The 18,271-nt window shown below is 60.4% G+C and carries 18 protein-coding genes; 5 read left to right on the forward strand and 13 right to left on the reverse strand.

The window, feature by feature from the left end; all coding sequences use genetic code 11:
* Positions 1–9: 9 nt before the first annotated feature.
* The 4 genes from proB to rplU all read right to left on the reverse strand — a co-directional run bounded on the left by proB (position 10) and on the right by rplU (position 3,260).
* A complete protein-coding gene (gene proB, locus IH404_RS23605; protein ID WP_005791305.1) occupies positions 10–1,128 on the reverse strand; it encodes a glutamate 5-kinase in 1,119 nt (372 codons plus the stop codon).
* Between the two features lie 109 nt (positions 1,129–1,237).
* A complete protein-coding gene (gene cgtA / locus IH404_RS23610; RefSeq protein WP_005791308.1) occupies positions 1,238–2,461 on the reverse strand; it encodes an Obg family GTPase CgtA in 1,224 nt (407 codons plus the stop codon).
* A gap of 192 nt (positions 2,462–2,653) precedes the next feature.
* Positions 2,654–2,911 carry a 50S ribosomal protein L27 gene (rpmA, locus tag IH404_RS23615; protein WP_003176049.1) on the reverse strand — a complete coding sequence of 86 codons (258 nt, stop codon included), beginning with the start codon at positions 2,909–2,911 and terminating at the stop codon, positions 2,654–2,656.
* Positions 2,912–2,945: 34 nt separating this feature from the next.
* Entirely contained in the window at positions 2,946–3,260 is a 315-nt protein-coding gene (rplU, locus tag IH404_RS23620) for a 50S ribosomal protein L21 (RefSeq protein ID WP_003176051.1), read from the reverse strand.
* A 377-nt stretch (positions 3,261–3,637) separates the two neighbouring features.
* On the opposite strand from rplU, the gene IH404_RS23625 reads away from it, so the two are divergent.
* The 3 genes from IH404_RS23625 to IH404_RS23635 all read left to right on the forward strand — a co-directional run bounded on the left by IH404_RS23625 (position 3,638) and on the right by IH404_RS23635 (position 5,546).
* Positions 3,638–4,606: a polyprenyl synthetase family protein gene (locus IH404_RS23625; protein ID WP_005791318.1), complete on the forward strand. Its 969-nt coding sequence runs from the start codon at positions 3,638–3,640 to the stop codon at positions 4,604–4,606.
* Positions 4,607–4,787: 181 nt separating this feature from the next.
* Positions 4,788–5,129: a zinc ribbon domain-containing protein YjdM gene (locus tag IH404_RS23630; protein WP_005791320.1), complete on the forward strand. Its 342-nt coding sequence runs from the start codon at positions 4,788–4,790 to the stop codon at positions 5,127–5,129.
* Between the two features lie 159 nt (positions 5,130–5,288).
* Positions 5,289–5,546: a hypothetical protein gene (locus IH404_RS23635; protein ID WP_005791321.1), complete on the forward strand. Its 258-nt coding sequence runs from the start codon at positions 5,289–5,291 to the stop codon at positions 5,544–5,546.
* A 60-nt stretch (positions 5,547–5,606) separates the two neighbouring features.
* On the opposite strand, the gene IH404_RS23640 is transcribed toward IH404_RS23635, so the two are convergent.
* Positions 5,607–6,224, reverse strand: coding sequence for an FKBP-type peptidyl-prolyl cis-trans isomerase (locus IH404_RS23640; RefSeq protein WP_014719893.1), 618 nt, complete (start codon positions 6,222–6,224; stop codon positions 5,607–5,609).
* 255 nt (positions 6,225–6,479) lie between these two features.
* On the opposite strand from IH404_RS23640, the gene IH404_RS23645 reads away from it, so the two are divergent.
* Positions 6,480–8,399 (forward strand): methyl-accepting chemotaxis protein, encoded by a 1,920-nt coding sequence (locus IH404_RS23645; protein ID WP_005791325.1) that lies wholly within the window; start codon positions 6,480–6,482, stop codon positions 8,397–8,399.
* 626 nt (positions 8,400–9,025) lie between these two features.
* Here the strand turns inward: IH404_RS23645 and IH404_RS23650 are convergent.
* The 4 genes from IH404_RS23650 to IH404_RS23665 are packed head-to-tail and all read right to left on the reverse strand — an operon-like array spanning position 9,026 to position 13,124.
* Positions 9,026–9,394 carry a glyoxalase superfamily protein gene (locus tag IH404_RS23650; protein ID WP_005791326.1) on the reverse strand — a complete coding sequence of 123 codons (369 nt, stop codon included), beginning with the start codon at positions 9,392–9,394 and terminating at the stop codon, positions 9,026–9,028.
* Between the two features lie 29 nt (positions 9,395–9,423).
* Positions 9,424–10,887: a D-aminoacylase gene (locus IH404_RS23655; RefSeq protein WP_194439177.1), complete on the reverse strand. Its 1,464-nt coding sequence runs from the start codon at positions 10,885–10,887 to the stop codon at positions 9,424–9,426.
* A 1-nt stretch (position 10,888) separates the two neighbouring features.
* The gene (locus IH404_RS23660) at positions 10,889–11,749 is read right to left on the reverse strand and encodes a MurR/RpiR family transcriptional regulator (protein WP_005791330.1); all 861 of its coding nucleotides are present in this window, start codon (positions 11,747–11,749) and stop codon (positions 10,889–10,891) included.
* Between the two features lie 25 nt (positions 11,750–11,774).
* Positions 11,775–13,124, reverse strand: a complete 1,350-nt coding sequence (locus IH404_RS23665) for a gluconate:H+ symporter (protein WP_228308955.1) — start codon at positions 13,122–13,124, stop codon at positions 11,775–11,777.
* Positions 13,125–13,370: 246 nt separating this feature from the next.
* Here IH404_RS23665 and IH404_RS23670 point away from each other — a divergent pair, with 246 nt between their 5' ends.
* Entirely contained in the window at positions 13,371–13,751 is a 381-nt protein-coding gene (locus IH404_RS23670) for a lysozyme inhibitor LprI family protein (protein ID WP_194439179.1), read from the forward strand.
* A 57-nt stretch (positions 13,752–13,808) separates the two neighbouring features.
* On the opposite strand, the gene IH404_RS23675 is transcribed toward IH404_RS23670, so the two are convergent.
* From IH404_RS23675 to IH404_RS23690, 4 genes are all read right to left on the reverse strand, one after another.
* Positions 13,809–15,254 (reverse strand): SulP family inorganic anion transporter, encoded by a 1,446-nt coding sequence (locus IH404_RS23675; protein WP_194439181.1) that lies wholly within the window; start codon positions 15,252–15,254, stop codon positions 13,809–13,811.
* 193 nt (positions 15,255–15,447) lie between these two features.
* Entirely contained in the window at positions 15,448–16,341 is an 894-nt protein-coding gene (locus tag IH404_RS23680; protein ID WP_194439183.1) for an NAD-dependent epimerase/dehydratase family protein, read from the reverse strand.
* A 103-nt stretch (positions 16,342–16,444) separates the two neighbouring features.
* The gene (locus IH404_RS23685; protein WP_005791340.1) at positions 16,445–17,341 is read right to left on the reverse strand and encodes a LysR family transcriptional regulator; all 897 of its coding nucleotides are present in this window, start codon (positions 17,339–17,341) and stop codon (positions 16,445–16,447) included.
* 42 nt (positions 17,342–17,383) lie between these two features.
* Positions 17,384–18,148, reverse strand: a complete 765-nt coding sequence (locus IH404_RS23690) for a sulfite exporter TauE/SafE family protein (protein WP_194439185.1) — start codon at positions 18,146–18,148, stop codon at positions 17,384–17,386.
* Between the last annotated feature and the right edge of the window lie 123 nt (positions 18,149–18,271).

The raw sequence follows: 18,271 nt of genomic DNA on the forward strand, positions 1-18,271 counted from the left end.
TCCTTTCGTTTAAACCAGGATGAGGTTATCGCGGTGCACCAGTTCCGGCTCCGCCATATAGCCCAAGAGTCCGACAATAGCGTCAGACGATTGTCCAATAATCTTCTGCGCCTCAAGGGCGCTGTAGTTGGCCAGGCCACGGGCAATCTCACGACCGTCCGGCGCGACGCACACCACCATCTCACCACGGCGGAAGCTGCCCTGCACCAGCTTGACGCCCACCGGCAGCAAGCTCTTGTTGCCTTGGGACAACGCCGACACCGCGCCCTCGTCCAGCACCAGGGTGCCACGGGTTTGCAGATGCCCGGCCAACCACTGCTTGCGCGCTGCCAGCATGCCGCGTTCCGGTGATAGCAGCGTACCGATGCGCTCACCGGCCTTGAGGCGATCCAGCACGCGCTCCAGGCGCCCACCAACGATGATGGTATGGGCACCGGAACGCGCAGCCAGGCGAGCGGCGCGCAGTTTGGTCTGCATACCGCCACGGCCCAGGGCACCGCCGACACTGCCAGCGACCGCATCCAGTGCCGGGTCATCGGCGCGGGCTTCATAGATCAACTGGGCATCGGGGTTGTTGCGCGGGTCGGCGTCGAACATGCCGTCGCGGTCGGTGAGGATCACCAACAGGTCGGCTTCCACCAGGTTGGCCACCAGCGCAGCCAGGGTGTCGTTGTCGCCGAAACGGATTTCGTCTGTTACCACGGTGTCGTTTTCATTGATGACCGGGATGACCTTGAGCTCCACCAAGGCGCGCAAGGTGCTGCGGGCGTTGAGGTAGCGCTTGCGGTCGGACAGGTCGTCGTGGGTCAGCAGGATCTGCGCCGTGTGGCGGCCGTGCTCGGCAAAGCTGGACTCCCAGGCTTGCACCAGGCCCATCTGGCCGATGGCCGCGGCGGCTTGCAGTTCGTGCATCGCGCTGGGTCGCGCGGTCCAGCCGAGGCGGCTCATCCCGGCGGCAACAGCCCCGGACGACACCAACACCAACTCGACACCGGCCTCATGCAAGGCCACCATCTGCTCGACCCAGACGCTCATGGCTGCGCGATCCAGCCCCTTGCCATCGGCCGTCAGCAACGCACTGCCGATCTTCACGACCCAGCGCTGCGCACCTGTCACTTTGCTCCGCATCATCTTCAACCTTAGAGTGAGGGCCGCGCGACCCAGCGCCGCCCATAACGTTATACCCGGATACCAAAACGCCGCTCCAGGGAGCGGCGTTCAAGTTTATCGCAACGAATCAATCGCGCACGTAAATGATTTCCGGACCGTCTTCATCATCCACGTCTTCTTCGTCCCAATCATCGTCGCCGATGTCATGGACCGACTTCACGCCGCTGCGGCGCAGGGCACGCTGGTCGTCCAGGGCCTGCAACTGGGCACGGGCTTCGTCTTCGATCTGCTGGTCAAGCTCGGCAAGCTCGGCCTTGAATACCGGGTCGGCCGCCAGGCGGTCAGCACGGTCTTCCAGGTAACGCATGATGTCGCGGGTCAGGCGTTCGGTGCCTTCTTTGGCAATGGCCGAGATCACATAGACCGGGCCTTCCCATTCCAGGCGATCGACGATTTCCTTGACGCGCTCTTCGTGCTCTTCCTCAAGGATCTGGTCGCACTTGTTCAGTACCAGCCAGCGATCACGCTCGGCCAGGGCCGGGCTGAACTTGGTCAGCTCGCTGACGATCACTTCGGCGGCATCCGCAGCGCTGGTGTCATCCAGCGGCGCCATGTCGACGAGGTGCAGCAGCAAACGGGTGCGGGACAAGTGCTTGAGGAAGCGAATGCCCAGACCAGCACCGTCGGAAGCGCCTTCGATCAGGCCAGGAATGTCGGCAACCACGAAGCTCTTCCAGCGGTCGACGCTGACCACACCCAGGTTTGGCACCAGGGTGGTGAACGGGTAGTCGGCGACCTTCGGCTTGGCGGCCGATACCGAGCGGATGAAGGTACTTTTGCCGGCGTTCGGCAGGCCCAACAGGCCCACGTCGGCGAGTACTTTCATTTCCAGCTTCAGGTCACGCTGTTCGCCCGGCTTGCCCGGCGTGGTCTGGCGCGGCGCACGGTTGGTACTGGACTTGAATCGGGTGTTACCCAGGCCGTGCCAGCCGCCCTGCACAACCATCAGTTTCTGGCCGGCCTTGGTCAGGTCGCCAATCACTTCCTGTGTCGCGGAATCGATGATCGTGGTGCCGACCGGTACGCGCAGTACCAGGTCCTCACCTTTTTTGCCGGTGCAGTCGGTGCTGCCGCCGTTGGAGCCACGCTCGGCATCGAAGTGCCGGGTGTAACGGTAGTCGACCAGGGTGTTGAGGTTTTCGTCGGCCATCATGTAGATGGAGCCGCCGTCACCGCCGTCACCGCCGTTCGGACCACCGTTTTCGATGAATTTTTCGCGACGGAAACTCATGCAACCGTTACCGCCGTCGCCTGCTTTTACTCGGATGGAAACTTCATCAACGAACTTCATAACAAAACGCCTCTCGCCGCATGGACGAGCTTAAGAAACCAAGACATAAGACTCTTGCAAAAATGAGCGCAGCGACCTCAATCAGCGACCGAAAACTTGCGCCTGAGCTCATCACAAACAGCTTTGCAAGAGACTCACTCCACAAACGAAAAAGCCCCGTCGCAAGACAGGGCTTTTCCAGCGATCTCGCAATTAAGCTGCGACAACGCTCACGTAACGGCGGTTGAACGCGCCCTTTACTTCGAACTTGATCACGCCTTCGATTTTAGCGAAGAGGGTGTGATCTTTACCCATGCCAACACCGTAACCGGCGTGGAATTGGGTGCCGCGCTGACGCACGATGATGTTGCCCGGAATGATTTTCTGGCCGCCATACATCTTCACGCCAAGGCGTTTGGCTTCTGAGTCGCGACCGTTACGGGTACTACCACCAGCTTTTTTGTGTGCCATGAGTCAATTCTCCTAGTGAGGAATTAGGCTGAAATTAAGCCTGAATACCGGTGATTTTGATCTCGGTGTACCACTGGCGGTGGCCCATACGCTTCATGTGGTGCTTACGACGACGGAACTTGATGATGCGGACTTTATCGTGACGACCTTGGGAGATCACTTCAGCCACAACGGTAGCGCCAGCAACAACTGGAGCGCCGATGTTCACGTCATCGCCATTGGCGACCAACAGAACGCGATCAAAAGTAACGGATTCGCCAGTAGCGATTTCCAGTTTTTCGATCTTCAGGTATTCACCTGGGGCGACTTTGTATTGCTTGCCACCAGTAACAATTACTGCGTACGACATGGTATTTCTCCGATAATCCTGCTCACCCAGCGCTTTATAAGAAGAGGTATTGGCTGGCATGGCTGCATGGGATGGACGTCCCGAATGCAATTGCGTAAGGCAGGTGCTGCCCAGGAAGTTCAGGGTGCGCGATTGTACGCAAGGTAAATAGGTGTTGCAAGGGGCCGCCAGTCGCCTTGAAAGCGTAACGAGCGAAGGGAAGACAAGGAAAAAACAGGCGAGGAAGCGGAGTTTACTGGTTGTAAATGAGCATTCCGAGCCTGTTTTTGACGCAGGATTACCGAGCGCAGTAGCTTTCATGGTGACTGGGCGCGCCTTGACACTGCGGGGTCAGGGTCCTAGCATGCCGCGCAACCCTTCTGGAGCGACTGTCGCTGATGCAACCCCAAGCTTTCTACCGCGCGGTCGCGGACGATTTTAGCGCCGTCGACGGCATCATCAAGCAGCAGCTGACGTCTAAAGTGCCGCTGGTCTCCAAAATTGGCGACTATATTACGTCGGCGGGCGGTAAACGCCTGCGTCCTTTATTAGTGCTGCTGTGTGGCAAGGCGCTGGGCCGCGAAGGCGATGACCTGCGCTTGCTGGCCGCGACCATCGAGTTCCTGCACACCGCCACCCTGCTACATGACGACGTGGTCGACATGTCCGGTATGCGGCGTGGCCGCGAGACCGCCAATGCCATGTGGGGCAACGCACCCAGCGTGTTGGTGGGCGACTTCCTGTACTCGCGCTCGTTTGAAATGATGGTCGAACTGGGCTCGATGCCGGTGATGAAAATTCTTTCACAGGCCACGCGCATCATCGCCGAAGGCGAAGTGTTGCAGCTGTCCAAGGTCCGCGACGCCAGCACCACCGAAGAAACCTATATGGAAGTGATTCGCGGCAAAACCGCGATGCTCTTCGAAGCCTCCACCCACAGCGCCGCCGCGCTGTGTGGCGCCACCGCGGAACAGGCCGAAGCCCTGCGTACCTTTGGCGATCACCTGGGCGTGGCGTTCCAACTGGTGGATGACCTGCTCGACTACAAGGGCGATGCCGAAACCCTGGGCAAGAACGTCGGTGATGACCTGGCCGAGGGCAAGCCAACCTTGCCGCTGATCTACACCATGCGCGAAGGCACGCCGGAACAGGCCGCCCTGGTGCGCAAGGCCATCCAGAAAGGCGGGATCGAAGACCTGGAGGCCATCCGTGCCGCCGTCGAAGCCTCCGGTTCCCTGGAGTACACCGCGCAACTGGCGCGTGACTACGTGGCGCGGGCGATCCAGTGCCTGGAAGCCTTGCCGGCCAGTGAATACCGGGATGCATTGGTGGAACTGAGTGAGTTCGCGGTGGCCCGTACTCACTGATTCCGCGTTGATTAATGTGGGAGCTGGCTTGCCTGCGATGACGGTAGTGAATTCACAATCGCTATCGCAGGCAAGCCAGCTCCCCCATTTAGATCGCATTCACCACTGACCTCCCCGCTCTCGCCGCAAAACCCTATATAATGTGCGACTTTTAGTCATCCCTGAACCTCAAGGAGCTTTAGTGAGCACGTTGCCACCCTGCCCGAAATGCAATTCCGAATACACCTACGAAGACGGCACCCAACTGGTCTGCCCGGAATGCGCCCATGAGTGGTCCGCCAATGGCGAGGCCGAAGTGGCCGGCGATGAGACCGTGAAGAAAGACTCTGTGGGCAACGTCCTGCAGGACGGCGACACCATCACCGTGATCAAGGACCTCAAGGTCAAGGGCACCTCACTGGTGGTCAAGGTCGGCACCAAGGTCAAGAACATCCGCCTGTGCGACGGAGACCACGATATCGACTGCAAGATCGACGGTATCGGCCCGATGAAACTCAAGTCCGAGTTCGTGCGCAAGGTCTGAAGCTGCTGCATCCATCCCGCGCCCGCCGCGGGATGGCGTTTCGCCCTCCTGATTGATCGAAAACAATATCCACACAAAAAAACCCGGAAACCGCCAATAGATACTTGCTATTCTACGAATAAGAATTATTCTCATTGAAACTCATCAAGGAGAACGACCATGACTTATTTGATAGATGCCTGGCTGGATCGCCCCCACCCTTACCTGCGAATCCTGCATCGGGAAACCGGCGAAGTCTGTGCGGTGCTTGAGGAAGAAGCGCTGAACGAACTACAGGACCAGGGTGACCTGGACGTCAATGGCCTGAGTTCCAGTGAGCCTGGAGTACTGAAGGAAGTGGTGAGGAATTTGTTTCTGTTCTGCTATGCCCGAGCATTGCGCCCGGCGACCGACTTGAATGGCAAGTTCCATCCATGAAGAAACTGGCAAATGCCTGTTGGGGCGAACGCGTTCGTCCCAACAGGTAACCAGCAGGTCTTACAGAACGTCGAGCAGCTCGACGTCGAATACCAGAACGCTGTGCGGCGGGATGCTGCCAACGCCTTGAGCGCCGTAAGCCAGTTCGCTCGGCACGTACAGACGCCATTTGCTGCCGGCATTCATCAGTTGCAGGGCCTCGGTCCAGCCAGCGATCACGCCGCCAACCGGGAATTCTGCAGGCTGGCCGCGCTCGTAGGAGCTGTCGAACACAGTGCCGTCGATCAAGGTGCCGTGGTAGTGGGTACGCACTTGATCTTCACGGGTCGGCTTGGCGCCGGTGCCAGCAGTCAGCACTTCAAATTGCAGGCCGGAAGCCAGGGTGGTGATGCCATCACGCTTGGCGTTTTCAGCCAGGAATGCCAGGCCGGCACCCGCAGCAGCTTCAGCCTTGGCAGCGGCTTCGGCTTGCATGATCTCGCGGATCACTTTGAAGCTGGCAGCCATTTGCTCCTGGTCAACACGGCTAGGCTGGCCTGCAAATGCGTCGGTCAGGCCGGCCAGGATTGCGTCCAGGCTCACGCCCGGTGGCGGGTTGTCGCGCAGTTGGTCGCCCAACTGACGGCCGATACCGTAGCTGACGCGGGTTTCGTCGGTGGACAGATTAACTTCGGACATGAAGAGGCTCCGCTGTAGGACAACATGGTTTCCCGTGCTGCCCAGAACTAAAAGGGCCCGCAGACTAGCACACAAGAGCGGCCCATGATCAGCCCCACCCCGGCATCGCCTTAGCGCACCAGCGACCCTTCGTCGCCCATCAATAAAAGTATTTCAGAATTATCCCATGCCGCCGATACAGCCCTACACATCTTGGCTGGCTCAAACAACAACACACCGTCCAGCAGACAGACATCACTCTTCAAGGAGCTTTCGATGAACAGCTGGTTCGGTAACATCAGCGTCAACCTCAAACTCGGCCTGGGCTTTGGCCTGGTGCTGGTCCTCACCTCGATCCTGGCGCTCACCGGCTGGACCAGCCTGGGCGGCCTGATCGACCGCAGCAACTGGATGAGCGACATCACCCAGCTCAACGCCTCGCTGACCAAGCTGCGGATCGTACGCCTGCAATACATGCTGGCCAATGGCGACGAAGCCGTGGCGCAGAATGTGCAGACCAGCCTGGATGCCTTCGCAGCTCAACAACAGAAATTGCTGGACAGCTTCAAGAGCCCGGAAAACCTCAAACTGCTCAATGACCAGAAAGCCGTCATCACTGCTTACCGCCAGTCCCTGAACAAAATGCGCGAGGCCTACCGCAATGGCAACGCTGCGCGCGACGTCATGAGCGCCAAAGCCGATGTCGCCAACGCACAAATCAATGCACTGGAAACCAGTGTGCAGCAGGCGCCCGATAGCCCGGAGCGCTTCACGCAATTTCTGGCCGTGACCCAAGCCAAGAATGAGTTCCAGCAAGCTCGCTACGAAGTGCGCGGCTATACCAATAGCCCCAACGCAGAAACCGAAGCCCGCGCTGCTGCGCAACTGGAAAAAGCCGTCGGCGGTTTGAAGGGCCTTAGCGCGGCGTTCGGTACCGGCCAGCAAAACGCATTGTCCGCACTGGAAGCCGCCCTCGGTGCCTATCGCAGCGCCGTGCAGAGCTACAAGGCAGCCAACGCCAACATCGTCACCGCCCGCGCCGAAATGACCACCCAGGGCGCCGATATCGTGACGATCAGCGACAAGCTATACGACATCCAACTGGAACGTCGCGACGCTGAAAGCACCCAGGCCCGCAGCCTGCAATTGATCAGCACCTTGCTGGCACTGCTGGTCGGCGTGATTGCCGCCTGGGTCATCACCCGTCAGATCACCCGCCCGATCCAGGACACCCTGGCGGTGGTGGAGCGCATCGCTTCAGGCGACTTGAGCCAGAACATCCAGGTGACCCGTCGTGATGAGCTGGGCGTATTGCAACAAGGCATCCAGCGCATGGGCACGACCCTGCGCGAATTGATCAGCGGCATCCGCGATGGCGTGACCCAGATCGCCAGCGCCGCTGAGGAGCTATCGGCCGTGACCGAGCAAACCAGCGCCGGTGTGAACAGCCAGAAGATCGAGACCGATCAGGTGGCCACCGCCATGCATGAAATGACCGCTACCGTGCAGGAAGTTGCGCGCAATGCCGAGCAGGCGTCCCAAGCCGCCTCCGACGCCGACGGCCAGGCCCGCGAAGGCGACAAGGTGGTGGCCGAAGCTATCGCCCAGATCGAACGCCTGGCGGCCGAAGTCGCCCGCTCCACCGACGCCATGACGCACCTGCAACAAGAGAGCAACAAGATCGGCAGCGTGATGGACGTGATCAAGGCCGTGGCCGAACAGACCAACCTGCTGGCCCTCAACGCTGCCATTGAAGCGGCGCGTGCCGGGGAAGCCGGCCGTGGCTTTGCCGTGGTCGCCGACGAAGTGCGTGGCCTGGCCCAGCGCACGCAGAAATCCACCGAAGAAATCGAAGGCCTGGTGGCCGGCTTGCAGAACGGCACCCAACAAGTCGCCAGCGTGATGAACAACAGCCGCAGCCTCACCGACAGCAGTGTCGAACTGACACGCAAGGCCGGCGTGTCACTGGAAAACATCACCCGTACGGTGTCGAATATCCAGTCGATGAACCAGCAGATTGCCGCGGCCGCCGAGCAGCAGAGCGCCGTAGCGGAAGAGATCAGCCGCAGTATCGTGAATGTGCGGGACGTGTCGGAGCAGACCGCGACTGCCAGTGATGAGACGGCCAAGTCGAGTGTGGAACTGGCTCGATTGGGTAGCCAGTTGCAGCAGATGGTCAGTCATTTCCGGGTGTAGACACCAAAAAGCCGCCTCGATCTAGACCGAGGCGGCTCCACCTCTCAGACCTTAACGGTCATCGAAGCTGTCCCGCAGGAACTTCCATACGTGATACGCACGCAGGCAGTTCACTACGAGGTTCCATGTACGTCGTGCAAACTTAGACATACTCGGCCCTCCGTGAGTTGGGCCTTACCTCCAGCGCACTTACCGGAACATGTGGGCCTTTGGATGCACACCAGTGCTCCTGTGAGGCGGCTGGGTTTATGGTCCTCCCGCGTGAATCCGGCACGGATTACTAGCCCGTGGCGGGCGGTCCAAAATTTGCGCGCGAACCCAGCCAACCTACTTCACGACGAACACAGAACGAGGGCGATACTAGCTCAGCACTCTGCTCCAAGGTGTAACGAACAACGGCCAGCTAGCCTTAAAATCTGTTGCTGTTTTTTGCAAAGTTAAACAACACAAAAGATCAATGCTGCCGTGAAAAACTCTTGTTCGTCTGGTGTTGCATAACGCCCTAAAGCAGCAGTAGTATTGTGACCACGCCAGTGCTCCTGTGAAGCCGCAACCCCAGCCACTAACTGGGTTTGCAAAAAAAACCGCCCTATCAAGGCGGTTTTTTATTGCCTGCCATTTGCCACTTAGCCCTCGCTGTCCTCGACAAACACCAAGCGATTCCCGAACGGATCCCGGATGCTCATTTCCCGCGATCCCCAAGGCGTTTCCTCGACCCCAGGCTTGGCATAGCGGTAATCCTTGCCGAGCAATTGCTGCTGGTACGCATCCACCCTTTGCGCCTGGATCCGCACCGCCGCGCCCGGCGAAGCATCGCCATGGTGCTCGGACAAATGCAACACGCACTCACCCAGCGACACTTGCAGGTACAACGGGAAATTCGCCTCGAACCGATGCTGCCAATCGACCTTGAACCCCAGGAAGTCGACGTAGAATTCCAACGCTTTGGTGTCGTCGAAAATCCGCAGGATGGGGGTGACTTTTCCTAAGTGCATGGCGACCGCTCCGTGTATGAGAACGCCCACTATAAAGACGAAAAGCCGCCACGCAAATCCCCACTGCGCGCCAGGAATCGCCCTGGCCGCTGGCCATTGGCCTGCCCATTGCTGTAGCTCAGTACGCCGTTAACCCACACACCGTCGATCCCTTCCGCTGCACGTTGCGGTGTGTTGAAATCTGCCACATCACGCACCCGCAACGGGTCGAACAACACCAGGTCGGCCCAGTACCCTTCGCGGATTTCGCCACGCTCGGATAAGCCAAAGCGCGCTGCCGACAGACCAGTCATCTTGTGCACCGCCGTGTGCAACGGGAACAAGCCGACATCGCGGCTGAAGTGCCCCAGCACCCGCGGGAACGCCCCCCACAAGCGCGGGTGGGGAAACGGATCTTCGGGCAAACCATCGGAGCCCACCATCGACAACGGATGGGCGAGGATGCGCCGCACATCGTCTTCGTCCATCCCGTAGTACACCGCTCCCGCCGGTTGCAGGCGACGGGCAGCGTCCATTAGCGAAACGCCCCACTCGGCAGCGATAGCCTGCAGATCCCGCCCACCCATTTCGGGGTGCGGCGTCGACCAGGTGATGGTGATGCGAAACGCGTCGGTCACCTGCTTGAGATCCAGAGTCGAGGAGCTGGCGGCGTAGGGGTAGCAATCGCAACCCACCGGGTGGTTTTTCGCCTCAGCCTCCAGGGCCGCCAACAACTGCGGACTACGCCCCCAGTTACCAGCACCAGCGCATTTAAGGTGGGAAATAATCACCGGCACCCTGGCATGTCGGCCGATCAGAAACGCCTCATCCATTGCCTCCAGCACCGGCTCGAACTCGCTGCGCAAATGCGTGGTGTACACCGCACCATAGGCCGTCAGTTCCTCAACGAGTTGCAACACTTCATCGGTCTCGGCGTTGAATGCGCTGGCGTAGGCCAGGCCTGTGGATAACCCCAGGGCACCGGCCTCCAGGCTCTCTTGCAACTGCACGCGCATGGCCGCGATTTCATACGGTGTGGCGGTGCGATGCAGATCATCCATATGGTTGCTGCGCAGCGCGGTGTGACCGATCAATGCCGCGACGTTGACTGCCGGATGGGCGCCTTGCACTGCGTTGCGATAATCGCTGAACCGCGGATAACAGAACTGCTCACGGCTGCCCAACAAGTTCATTGGGTCTGGCGGGTCACTGCGCAAACTCACCGGCGAAGCGCTGATGCCACAGTTGCCGACAATCACCGTGGTCACGCCCTGGCTGAGCTTGGGCAGCATCTGCGGCTGGCGGATCACCACCGTGTCATCGTGGGTGTGTACATCGATAAAGCCCGGCGCCAATACCAGGCCATGCGCATCGATGACATGCGCGGCCTCGTCGGTGGACAGGTCACCCATCGCCTGGATACGCCCACCGCGCACGCCCACATCGGCGACAAACCCTTCGGTGTTGCTGCCATCAATGACCAGCGCCTGGCGAATCAGCGTGTCGTATTTCATATCAGTCTCCAAGCGGCAGGCTGTCAGGGCCGCCGCGGTAATCATCCAGGGCCAGCTTGATCCGGCGCAGGCGTTCCTGATTGTCGTCCGGCAAGGCCAGCGCCAGCTCGGTGGCAAGCAGGTCGATGGCCAGTAACATGCCGTAGCGGGCGGCGGTGGGTTTGTAGATAAAACTGGTCTCCGCCGGTTGCAGCGGCAGCAACACATCCGCCAGTTCGGCCAGGGGTGAGTCCGCGAGGGTGAGGGCAATAATCCGCGCGTCGTAGTTGCGCGCCAGCTTCACCACATCCAGTAATTCGGGCGTACGGCCGGTGAGGGAACAGACAATCAAGGCATGTTGCGGGCCCAGGGTCGCGGCCGTGACACGCATCATCACCGGGTCATGGCAGGCGGCAATCGGGTAGCCCAGACGCACCAGGCGCACTTGCAGTTCATCGCTGCACAGGCTGGAGGGGCCGCCCATGCCGAACGCGTGAATCATCCGCGCCTTGCCCAGCAAAGTGACCGCATCGGCAAAGCTGTGCTGGTTGAAACCGGACAAATGCTGGCGCAACGTCGCTTCGATATCGCCCAGGATTTGCCGATGAAAGGCCGACTGTTCCGGCAGCCCCGCCGGGTCCAGGAAGCGACTGCCCACGCCACTGGCCTGGGCCAGTTGCAGGCGCAAATCGCGTAAGTCACGGCAGCCGACGCTGCGGGCAAAACGCGACAAGGTCGCGGTGCTGACCTCGGCCCGCTGAGACAACGCCTCCAGGCTGGCCGAGGCGGCAAAGCCCACATCCTCAAGCATCAACTTGGCGATACGCCCTTCGCCGGCGCTGAACGAGTCCTGGCGGGCGCGGATCTGGTAGAGGATGTCCATGGAGGCTCCGGTTAGAGGGTCAGGCTCATAAAACCAGTGACAGGCCGTAGGTCAGACCGAAGGCGACCAGCGAAATCAGGGTCTCCAGTACGGTCCAGGTCTTGAAGGTCTGGATCACCGTCATATTGAAGTATTCCTTGATCAGCCAGAAGCCGCCGTCGTTAACGTGAGAAAAAATCACCGAACCCGCGCCGGTCGCCAGCACCAGCAATTCGGGGTGTGGATAACCCAGGCCCAAAGCGACGGGCGCGACCACCCCGGATGCAGTGGTCATGGCAACGGTGGCCGAGCCCGTGGCGATGCGCATCAACGCAGCGAACAGCCAGCCCATCACCAGCGGCGACAAGTGGAACGCGTGGGCCAGGCCGAGGATTTCATTGGTCACACCGGCGTCCACCAGAATGCGATTCAAACCACCGCCCGCGCCCACCAGCAAGGTGATACTGGCGGTCGGCGCCAGGCATTCGTTGGTGAACTTGAGAATCGACTCCCGGTTGAAGCCCTGGGCCAGGCCCAGGGTCCAGAAACTCACCAGGGTCGCGACCAGCAGGGCAATCACCGAGTTACCGATAAACAGCAGGAACTGATTGAAACCACTGCCCGGGGTGGAAATCACATTGGCCCAGCCGCCGATCATCATCAGTACCACCGGCAACAGGATGGTGCCCATGGTCAGTGCAAAACTGGGCAGGCGAGTACGCGGTTCGCGCTCGATAAACTGGCGTTCCAGCGGGTTCTCGGCCGGCAGGTGAATATGCGGCACGATGAACTTGGCGTAGACGGGGCCGGCGATGATCGCCGTGGGGATACCGATCAAAATCGCATACAGCACCGTCTGCCCGACCGAGGCGTTGTAGGCCAGCACCGCCATCATCGCCGCCGGATGCGGTGGCACCAGCGCGTGCACCACCGACAAGCCGGCGACCATCGGCAGGCCGACCATCAGGATCGACACGCCCACGCGCCGCGCCACGGTAAAGGCAATCGGCACCAGCAGCACAAAGCCGACCTCGAAAAACAGCGGCAGCCCCACCAGGAACGCAATGCACACCATCGCCCAGTGGGCATTACGTTCACCGAAGCGGTTGATCAGCGTACGCGCCACCTGCTCGGCGCCACCCGACTCGGCCATCATCTTGCCGAGCATGGTGCCCAGCGCCACCACCAGGGCGATATGCCCCAGGGTTTTACCGACGCCCGCCTCATACGACCCCATGATCGTGTCCGCCGGCATTCCGGCCATCAGCGCGAGGCCGATGGACACCAGCGTAATGACGATAAAGGGGTTGAGTCGGTAACGTGCAATCAGCACGATCAATGCAATGATGGCAATGGCAGCGTATGCCAATAGCCCGAAGCCCGGTAATGCGGCCATGCGGTACTCCTCGGAAAGGGTCACGTCGAATTGGTTGTGAAACTCATAAATCATTACCGAGGAGTATTTTCAATTTTCATGAAAGTAATTTTCGCCCACGGACAAGCGCTGTCGCATGGAGATATGTCCAGCGCCAGCCCATGAAAATACGGGGGATGTTCTTACATGAAGATCAGGAATGCCGGAAACTCAAGCGCCGCCCTTGAGTCATAGAATGCGCATCCACTCATGCTCAGGAAACCGCCCATGATTCGCACCACACTCGCCGCCAGCGCCCTGCTTCTCTGCTTGGGTGGCACAGCGTATGCCGCCGACAATGCCGCGTTGAAAAAATGCATGGACAGCGCCAATACCACGGCAGACATGGTCAATTGCAACGCCAAACAAGCGAAGGTTCAGGACGAGCGCTTGAACCGCGCCTACAAGACCGCCCTCGCCGCCCAGGACGGCGCGCACAAGCAGCAACTGCAAGACGTGCAGCGCCTGTGGATCAAATACCGCGATGCCAACTGCGCCTTCGCCGGCAGCGCCACCGGCGGCACCATTGATCAGGTCAACGGCTCCGGCTGCATGCTGGACATGACCCAGACCCGCGCCCAGGAGCTTGAAGACCTGGTAGGCCCCTGACTGCTGGAGCCGGTCTATTGTGGCGAGGGAGCTTGCTCCCTCGCCACAGGGGCTCACTCAGTCATGGTGAACCCTGGCGCGCTTGAGCAGCTTCTTGCAGCGCTCGGATAAATGCAGCACCCGCAGATGCTTACCGGCCTTGGTATAGCGCTCGCGCAAGGTCATCAGCGCAGCGATCGCCGAATAGTCGACAACACTCAGGTGGCGGCAATCCAGCGTCACCTGGGCCGGGTCATTGGCCGGGTCGAATTGGTTCAAGAACGGCGTGGTCGAGGCGAAGAACAAGGTGCCATGCACCCGGTAAAGCTTGCTGCCGTCGGCCTCCAGATGTTCATCGGCGTACAGCTCTCGCGCCTGCTGCCAGGCAAAATTCAACGCGGCGATGACGATACCGCACAGCACCGCGGTGGCCAGATCCGTGAACACGGTGATGATCGTCACCGCCATGATTACCAGCACATCATTGAGCGGCACCTTGTTGATCACCCGCAACGAGGCCCAGGCGAAGGTCTGCTGCGACACTACAAACATCACGCCCACCAGCGCCGCCAGCGGAATACGCTCAATCAGCGGTGACAGAAACAGAATGAACAGTAGGATCATCACGCCGGCAAACACCCCTGAGAAACGCCCGCGCCCACCGGAGCTGAGGTTGATCACGGTTTGCCCGATCATCGCGCAACCGCCCATGCCGCCAAACAGGCCCGAGACCATATTCGCTGCGCCCAGCGCCACGCTTTCGCGGTCGGGGTAGCCTCGGGTTTCGGTAATTTCGTCGGTGAGGTTGAGGGTCAGCAGGGTTTCCAGCAGGCCGACCATCGCCATCAGGAACGCGTAGGGCGCGATGATGCCGAGAGTGTCGAAGGTCCAGGGGATTTGCGGCAGGGCGAAGGTCGGCAAGCCACCGGCGATGTGCGCCATATCGCCCAGCGTACGGGTCGGCAGACCAAGCAGGTACACCGCCAGACCAACGCCAAGGATCGCCACCAACGCGGGCGGCACAGCGCGGGTCAGGCGTGGCAGCAGGTAGACAATCGCCATGGTCACCACAACCAGGCCCGCCATCACATATAAAGGCGTGCCGCTTAGCCAGCGTTCGCCGCTCTTGAAATGTTCCAGTTGCGCCAGCGCAATGATGATCGCCAGGCCATTGACGAAACCGAGCATCACCGAGTGCGGCACCATGCGCACCAGCTTGCCCAGGCGCAGCAGGCCGAAGGCGATCATGATCAACCCGCCCAGCAGTACTGTCGCCAGCAAATACTCCACACCGTGTTGCACCACCAGCGCAACAATCACCACCGCCATCGAGCCGGCTGCGCCCGAGACCATGCCCGGGCGGCCGCCGAACAAGGCAGTGAGGGTGCAGATGATAAAAGCGCCGTAGAGCCCCATCAGCGGGTTGAGGTGGGCCACCAGGGCAAAGGCGATGCATTCGGGCAGCAGCGCAAAAGACGTGGTGAGGCCGGCCAGGGCGTCGGCGCGCAGACGGGTGAGGTTCATGGAGTACCGGGGAATTGCGAGGGATAAGGCGGGGAATGGTACGGAATTGCGGCGAGTGGGGCTAGCCTCCAGGACTGAGTGGCCCCAATCGGGAGCAAGCCCCCTCCCACACTTGAATGCATTCCAAAGTTGGAAATCGGTCAAATGTGGGAGGGGGCTTGCTCCCGACAGCTACACCCAGGCCTCAAGCGAATCAGACCATCTCGTTGCGAATCCACTCCACCACCGACGTACGCTTGGGCACCCAGCCCAACAGTTCGCGGGCGTGCTTGCCGCGTACGCGACTGTTGGAGCCCAACCCGTAGTTGGCCATTTCATAGCCCCACTCGGCTTCAGCCTCGGCCAACGGCCAATCCTGCGGTTCGCCCAGGTTCAGCGCCTGGGCAATCGCCGTGGTCATGTCGATAAACGCCGCTTCGCTGCTTTCCACAAAGTAGAAAGTACCCGGGACGTTTTTGGTCAGTGCCAGCAGATACAGGGCGACCACATCCTCAATGTGCACGTTGGACCAGATGTTCTGCCCGCTGCCCACATGGCGCACTACACCGCTCTTGCGTGCCTGCTTGAGCAAGCGTGGCAATTGCACGCTGTCACGCTTTACGCCCAGGCTGTGGCCGTAGATCAGGGTGTTGCAGATCACCGCCGAATTCACACCGTCACTGGCCGCCGCGAGGATCAGGTTGTCGATCGCCACCCGCGCGGCTTTGTCGGCGGTCGGCTCAGGCAGGTTGTCTTCGAAGTAGATGACTTCACTGGCCTTGCCGCCCGACGCATCCCCAACAATGCTCGACCCGCTGGTATGCAGGAACGGCTTGTTCGAGCCTTTCAAGGCGGCCAGCAAGGTTTCCACGGCGGCGCGATGGTCGCTGCTGGCAGCGTTGATCACCGCATCAGCCTTCTGTGCCTGCTCGGTCAATACGGCTGCGTCGTCGAGGGTGCCGATCACCGGCGTAATGCCCAGGGCGGTCATTTCGGCGGCTTGCTCGGCGCTGCGCACCAGGCCGGTGACGTCATGGCCAGCGTTGACCAGGCCGGTGGCGATGGAACCGCCGATAAACCCTGCTGCACCGGTAACGAATACATTCATGGAGGTTGCTCCTGACTGGGTAAGTGATGCGCCCAGTATCGAGCCCCCACTGCTGTCGAATAAGCCCGTACGGCCCAATTCACTCTTGCGTGCAAGTCACGAATCAGCGCGCATACCGCGCCAGCTTGGCCTGAATGAACTCCAGGAAGCACTGAATGCGCAGCGCCAATTGCGAGTTGCGATAGAACACCGCGTGGATCGGCTGGCGATAACCGCTGTTGGACGCCTCCAGCATGGGCACCAGGCGGCCAGCATCGATATCGTCGACCGTCATGAAATTCGACAGGCAACAAATACCCTGCCCCTGCAGCGCCAACTGGCGCACAGTTTCGCCACTGGACGCGCTGACACTGGGCTGGATCAGCCAGCGGTCACCTTCGCCATGACGCAGCGGCCAGTGGTTGAGGGTCTCGGTGTGAGTGAAGCCCAGCAAGGTGTGATCGGCCAACTCGGCAACGGTCGTCGGCGTGCCGTACTGCTTGAGGTAGTCGGGGCTGGCCAGGATATGCAGCGGCGTGCTGCCCAGGGAGCGCGCATGAAGGGTCGAGTCGGCCAGGGTGCCGATACGAATGGCGATGTCGGTGCTTTGTTCGAGCAGGTCGATGATCAAGTCGTCGCTGTTGAGTTCCAACTGGATATCCGGGTACAAGCGGCGAAACTCGGCGATGTACGGCACGATCCCGTGCAGCATGAACGGTACTGCGGCATTGATACGCAGGCGGCCGGCCGGTTTTTTCTGGCGCGACGACAGGCGCTCTTCCAGCTCGTCCATCTGCGCCAGGATCACCTTGGCCTGCTCGAAGAAGTACTTGCCCTCTTCAGTCAGGTCCATGCGTCGCGTGGTGCGGTTGATCAGCGTGGTGTCGAGCTTGGCTTCCAGGCGCGACAGCGTGCGGCTGACCGCAGACGGCGTTTGCCCGACCTTTTCGGCAGCGGCAGAAATCGAGCCGCATTCAATCACGCTGACGAAGATCTGTAGCTCATCGGAACGGGCTTTCACGGGCGGTCCTTCATTTATCGGCTGACACAGGCACGGTCATTATTAACCAGCCAGCAACAAATGGCCTCCCAACAACGCCATGCCCGTGAAAAACCCGCGTTTGAACCACAGCGCACTGATGCGTCGGCGAACCACTTGGCCCAGCCACATCCCCAGCAATGCCGGCACCAGCGCCAACACTGACGCACCGATTTCACCACCGCCCAGGGCTCCGCGCCAGGCCAGCCCGGCGGCCAGCGCCAGTGTCGACACCGTGAACGACAGCCCCAGCGCCTGCACCAACTGATCACGGCTCAAGCCCAGCGCTTGCAGATACGGCACCGCAGGGATCACGAAAACACCGGTGGCCGAGGTGATGATGCCGGTGATCAGCCCACACAAGGGCCCCAGCCAGCGCTCGGTTCGGGGCGCGACCTTGAAGGTCGGCAGGAACAAGCCGCTCAACGCATACACCAACAACGCCGCACCCAACGCGCGGACCACCCACGGCCCACCGTCCATGCCCAGCCACACGGAGCCCAGACCGGTGCCGAAAAAAATCAGCAACAGCATCGGCCACAGGCGTTTGAGCAAGGCACTCAAATGACCGCCAAACGTCAGCTGCCAGAGATTGGTGATAGTCGAAGGAATGATCAGCAACGCCGCAGCCTGCGTCGGTAACATAGCCAGGCCGAGCATACCCATGGCTACGGTGGGCAGGCCGAGGCCGATGATGCCCTTGACCGTGCCGGCCAGCAGGAAGGTAGTGATGACCAACGCCGTCAGGGTTGGACCAAGGTTTTGGTAGAACGCTAGGAAGGTATTCATGCACCGATTGTGCAGGGCTGGAGAGAGGCTGAAAATTCGCCATATACTGAGGCAGCCTCTTGTTTTTTGTGAGGCTGATGCCGTCATCGCAGGCAAGCCAGCTCCCACACTTGAATGTATTCA

Source organism: Pseudomonas sp. OST1909, from assembly GCF_015277575.1.
GTDB lineage: Bacteria > Pseudomonadota > Gammaproteobacteria > Pseudomonadales > Pseudomonadaceae > Aquipseudomonas > Aquipseudomonas synxantha_A.

Bases quoted from the DNA above. Each gene is read 5' to 3' on its own strand.
- IH404_RS23655 (WP_194439177.1), bottom strand. From the start codon at position 10,887: ATGAAATACGACACGCTGATTCGCCAGGCGCTGGTCATTGATGGCAGC.
- rplU (WP_003176051.1), bottom strand. From the start codon at position 3,260: ATGTCGTACGCAGTAATTGTTACTGGTGGCAAGCAATACAAAGTCGCC.
- IH404_RS23665 (WP_228308955.1), bottom strand. From the start codon at position 13,124: ATGGCCGCATTACCGGGCTTCGGGCTATTGGCATACGCTGCCATTGCC.
- IH404_RS23675 (WP_194439181.1), bottom strand. From the start codon at position 15,254: ATGAACCTCACCCGTCTGCGCGCCGACGCCCTGGCCGGCCTCACCACG.
- IH404_RS23640 (WP_014719893.1), bottom strand. From the start codon at position 6,224: ATGTCCGAAGTTAATCTGTCCACCGACGAAACCCGCGTCAGCTACGGT.
- IH404_RS23660 (WP_005791330.1), bottom strand. From the start codon at position 11,749: ATGGACATCCTCTACCAGATCCGCGCCCGCCAGGACTCGTTCAGCGCC.
- rpmA (WP_003176049.1), bottom strand. From the start codon at position 2,911: ATGGCACACAAAAAAGCTGGTGGTAGTACCCGTAACGGTCGCGACTCA.
- IH404_RS23680 (WP_194439183.1), bottom strand. From the start codon at position 16,341: ATGAATGTATTCGTTACCGGTGCAGCAGGGTTTATCGGCGGTTCCATC.
- IH404_RS23670 (WP_194439179.1), top strand. From the start codon at position 13,371: ATGATTCGCACCACACTCGCCGCCAGCGCCCTGCTTCTCTGCTTGGGT.
- IH404_RS23635 (WP_005791321.1), top strand. From the start codon at position 5,289: ATGACTTATTTGATAGATGCCTGGCTGGATCGCCCCCACCCTTACCTG.
- IH404_RS23645 (WP_005791325.1), top strand. From the start codon at position 6,480: ATGAACAGCTGGTTCGGTAACATCAGCGTCAACCTCAAACTCGGCCTG.
- IH404_RS23625 (WP_005791318.1), top strand. From the start codon at position 3,638: ATGCAACCCCAAGCTTTCTACCGCGCGGTCGCGGACGATTTTAGCGCC.
- IH404_RS23650 (WP_005791326.1), bottom strand. From the start codon at position 9,394: ATGCACTTAGGAAAAGTCACCCCCATCCTGCGGATTTTCGACGACACC.
- proB (WP_005791305.1), bottom strand. From the start codon at position 1,128: ATGCGGAGCAAAGTGACAGGTGCGCAGCGCTGGGTCGTGAAGATCGGC.
- cgtA (WP_005791308.1), bottom strand. From the start codon at position 2,461: ATGAAGTTCGTTGATGAAGTTTCCATCCGAGTAAAAGCAGGCGACGGC.
- IH404_RS23690 (WP_194439185.1), bottom strand. From the start codon at position 18,148: ATGAATACCTTCCTAGCGTTCTACCAAAACCTTGGTCCAACCCTGACG.